The organism is Caballeronia arvi, from assembly GCF_001544695.2.
In the GTDB taxonomy this organism is placed as follows: domain Bacteria; phylum Pseudomonadota; class Gammaproteobacteria; order Burkholderiales; family Burkholderiaceae; genus Caballeronia; species Caballeronia arvi.
Map to the genome: position 1 here is coordinate 1 of NZ_FCOM02000153.1, position 3692 is coordinate 3692.

Below are 3692 nucleotides of genomic sequence, written 5' to 3' on the forward strand. Positions count from 1 at the left end.
CCCCTCGTGTTCGAGCGTAAGTTTGAACTGTTCGATCGACATTCTCGCTATGCCGAAGGTTACGACGTCGCCGTGCGGGTGTGCCGTCGTGAGGCGGACGGCGGAGGCGGCGCGAGCCGAGTATTCAGACTGGCGCTGACGGTGGCAATCCCGGACTTGGGTGCCGCGCGGCGAGCGGCGTGGGAACGTGGCGAAGACATTATCGACGGAAAGATCGACGGCGCGGACGTTAGCGATCTTTAGCGAAGCTGTATCGAGTGCCTTTGGACCCCTTTTTTTCGTCCGGCTGCCAACGACATGCCACTATCTGTTGCATTCGCCGTGGGCCGCCTTGTTCTTAATGCGGTCTGCCGATTCTTCTGCATCGACGTGCTCAGCTAGAATGCATTCCTATGCAATCAAGCAATTTCCCCGCGACGATACCTGTCGCGGTCCTCGAATTCATTCGTCCATGAACCTCGAGCGTGAAGCCCGCGTGGCCCACCGTTGCCCCTCGTCCGCATTCTCAACTTCGTGAACGGCAGAGAGCAAAGCGTCTGCGGGGTGCCGGCTCGCTTGTCGGCGGGATCAGCCGCGACCACCTGCGAGAGTTGAAGGCCTCGGCGCCGCGATACGAACACGGGAGATTTATTGTCCAACCCGCACCCTAGGCTCGACGGACGAACGCCTCTTCATAGAGATGCCAGGACGGCTCCTCCTTGCCTTCACCGTGGTGATGCCTGATCGATGTCCGCCCGCAGGGTCGATGGATACAGCGGGGCCTGTTTAGCGAGTCGGACGGGGGCTGTCGTGCGAGAACGGATCAGCCAACGGGCAGATCCTTCGCGCCAGTGATCAACAACAGGTACTGAGCCCTGCGCGGCTACCGTTCCGCGCCACCAGCGACCGATCCCAGCCACTCGACTCTTCCCGTCACCCAGCACCAGCGTCTGAGTATCTTTGTAAATCAAAGGAGTACTCGCTCGAGCTAAGCGTTGAGGATAGTCGTCAAAAATGCTTCGATGATAATGCGAATATCATCAAGGCCACTTTTCCCGTCAGAGGTTCGCCGTGGATCCGGATGCTCTTAATCGCAGACCGCCGCGCCGAAGTCCGTGGCAGCGGCGGTCTCGCTAGCTCGTTGTGAAAGACTCAGTTCGCGCGCTTCATTGAGAACAGCAACTCTGACCTGTGCCAGGCAGTGCGCTCCCTCGTCCGTCCATCGCATTTGTTGCTTCTTCGCCATACGATGGCTGACCATTAGGTTCACCGCGGACTCCGCAATGCTGCTACTGCTGATCGGTAGCCTCTTCTGTTCGCGCATGCCATAGTTCACGAGGGTACCGGCGTTGTTCTCGACGTAGAAGTACAGGCGGCGCAGGTTCCAGTACAACGCCGGGTGCTCATAGCCCTCCCCCCGCCAACAGCGTGGCATCCAGGGCCTTGATGCGGGACACGGATTGCCGGCCCTTTCCATGGAAAACCAGCCACTTGGCGTGATCGATCTGTGCCTCTGCAGCGATTCGCTCGTGGGGCTCCATCGTTTGGCTTCCTAACACCGAGTTCTTCGCAGCCTTGAACCTCATCGCGATGTGAAACCAGTCCAGGCCTTCCCCTGGCGAGCTGGCTGCGTCTCTACCGCCTTGCCGAACTCGCCAGCGTCATCGCTGATCAAGGCGACTCGCTCGCGTTACCGACGACGAGTACTACCGAAAGAAATCCCTTTGTCAAACGGAAGGACCTCTCGAAGCAGCTCAGTAGCCTGATGATCAGTCGCATAGCAACTCCGATCGGTTGGCAACGTCGCCAGCGTAGCTGATACTGCAAGCGTGCCGGGCGGCCTCGCTGGGCTCTCTTCGCTAAAAACTTCGCAGATTCCAAGCGCCGTATCCCATCGGGCAAGCCGCAGTCATGCCTTCTGTGACGGCGGTCAAGTTGACGGAAACGGTCTTCCACGGTTTGGTTCACTCTCAACTGAGGTGGAATCAGGCGCACGTCGTGTCCGAGCGCGCGCAGCTCGCGTCCCCAGTAGTGCGCGCCGCATGCCTCCATCGCGACCAGGCACGGTTTCAGATTGGCAAGCCAGGTCGCAAATCGCTGCCGTGCGCCCGCTTTCTGTACCACGACTCGCTCGGCGCCGTCGACCGCATGAACCTGCATGACGTTCTTCGATAGATCCACACCAACACGAGTAATCTTGTCCATGACTTCCCCCTTCCCGGAAGGTTGTGTAGCACCCGCCATGATGGCACCAGACAGTGCCGGTCCGGTGACCGAGGAGGTCCTTACCATTCGCGTCTCGCTCATAGACGGTCCTAAAATGTACAAGACATCCCGCGACAAGGAAGACGGTTGCATCAAGGTCGTGCTCAAGCCGTGAGCGCGGCGAAGGTGCGCGGCACGCGCTTTGCGCAATGCCGCGCATGCCGACACCGAAGACGATGCCCATGCCGCACGCCGATGAACTCTTGCTCGTCATCTCGCCCCATCTCGACGATGCCGTCTTCAGTTGCGGCGCCGCCGTCGCCGCTGCGCCGGATTCGATCGTATGCACGGTTTTCGCGGGCGTGCCACACGATGCGCTCATCACCGGCTGGGATGCGCAATGCGGCTTCACGAACGCGCATCAGGCGATGCGCGCGCGTCGCGCCGAGGACGCCGCCGCGCTCGACATGCTCGGCGCGCGCGCCATCCATCTCGGCTTTCTCGATTCGCAATATGCAGGCGATAGCCCCGCCACGCCCGATGAGATAGCCACGGCCCTGCTCGACGTGATCCGCGCGACGGCCTGCCGCGCGCTCGTCGCTCCGCTGGGCCTTTTTCATTCGGATCACGACCTCGTGCATCGTGCGTGCCGCAAGGCATGGCTCGTTGATCCAATGCTTGCCTGCATCGCATATGAGGACGCGTTGTATCGGCGCATGGACGGGCTCGTGCAGACGCGCCTCGCCGATCTCTGCGCTTGCGGCATCATCGCGACGCCCGTATCCGAGCGCATCGACATGGCTATGCTCGCGCGTCATCACGAAGCGAAGCAGCGCGCCGCGAGCTGCTATATCAGCCAACTGAAGGCGTTCGGCCCGAACGGTTACGACGATGTCTTCGCGCCCGAGCGCTTCTGGACCTTGCAGCCCGCACACCATGACCGATGAACGAGTCGTTCTTCCCGATGCGGACCGCGCGCGGCTCTCCGTCGTCGTGCTGACTTACAACCGTGCCGATCAGGTCATCGACACGCTTGCAAGACTTGCCGTGCTGCCCGATCGCATCGAGATCATCGCGGTCGATAATGCCTCGACCGACGGCACCGCCGGGCGCATCGCGGCAAATTTTCCGTTCGTGAAGCTGGTCGCCGCGCCGTGCAATCTCGGTGCGGCAGGCCGTAATCTCGGCGTCGCGCGCGTCCAAACGGAATACGTCGCGTTCTGCGACGACGATACATGGTGGACTCCCGGCTCGCTGTCTCGCGCCGTCGATGTGCTCGATGCCGCGCCGCGCGTCGGCGTGCTGAATGCGCGCGTGGTCGTCGGCGAACACGGCGCAATCGATGAAACGTGCGAGCGCATGCGCGATAGTCCGCTCGCGCGCGACGGGCTACCTGGACCCGCGCTTATCGGCTTCATGGCGGGCGGGTGCGTGTTTCGCACGGACGTCTTCCGGCAAACGGGCGGCTACGAGCCGAGGCTTTTCATCGGCGGAGAAGAGGCGCTCGT

Annotated in this window: 5 protein-coding genes and 1 pseudogene; 4 read left to right on the forward strand and 2 right to left on the reverse strand. The window is 61.6% G+C overall.

Going from position 1 to position 3692, the window contains the following annotated elements; genetic code table 11:
- Window positions 1–243 (forward strand): hypothetical protein (locus AWB74_RS43585; protein ID WP_143749515.1); only part of this gene is annotated, 243 nt, incomplete at its 5' end.
- An 823-nt stretch (window positions 244–1066) separates the two neighbouring features.
- On the opposite strand, the gene AWB74_RS45430 is transcribed toward AWB74_RS43585, so the two are convergent.
- Both AWB74_RS45430 and AWB74_RS48970 read right to left on the reverse strand, forming a co-directional pair.
- Window positions 1067–1372: a hypothetical protein gene (locus AWB74_RS45430; protein ID WP_143749516.1), complete on the reverse strand. Its 306-nt coding sequence runs from the start codon at window positions 1370–1372 to the stop codon at window positions 1067–1069.
- Window positions 1373–1650: 278 nt separating this feature from the next.
- The gene (locus AWB74_RS48970) at window positions 1651–2184 is read right to left on the reverse strand and encodes a hypothetical protein (protein ID WP_407642556.1); all 534 of its coding nucleotides are present in this window, start codon (window positions 2182–2184) and stop codon (window positions 1651–1653) included.
- 76 nt (window positions 2185–2260) lie between these two features.
- On the opposite strand from AWB74_RS48970, the pseudogene AWB74_RS47105 reads away from it, so the two are divergent.
- The 3 genes and pseudogenes from AWB74_RS47105 to AWB74_RS43605 form a co-directional block, all read left to right on the forward strand.
- Window positions 2261–2359 (forward strand): annotated as a pseudogene (locus AWB74_RS47105) (zinc-binding dehydrogenase); the annotation flags it as partial.
- Between the two features lie 43 nt (window positions 2360–2402).
- The gene (locus tag AWB74_RS43600) at window positions 2403–3131 is read left to right on the forward strand and encodes a PIG-L deacetylase family protein (RefSeq protein WP_235024944.1); all 729 of its coding nucleotides are present in this window, start codon (window positions 2403–2405) and stop codon (window positions 3129–3131) included.
- A partial coding sequence (locus tag AWB74_RS43605; protein WP_143749517.1) for a glycosyltransferase family 2 protein occupies window positions 3121–3692 on the forward strand: 572 nt, incomplete at its 3' end. The genes AWB74_RS43600 and AWB74_RS43605, both read left to right, overlap by 11 nt.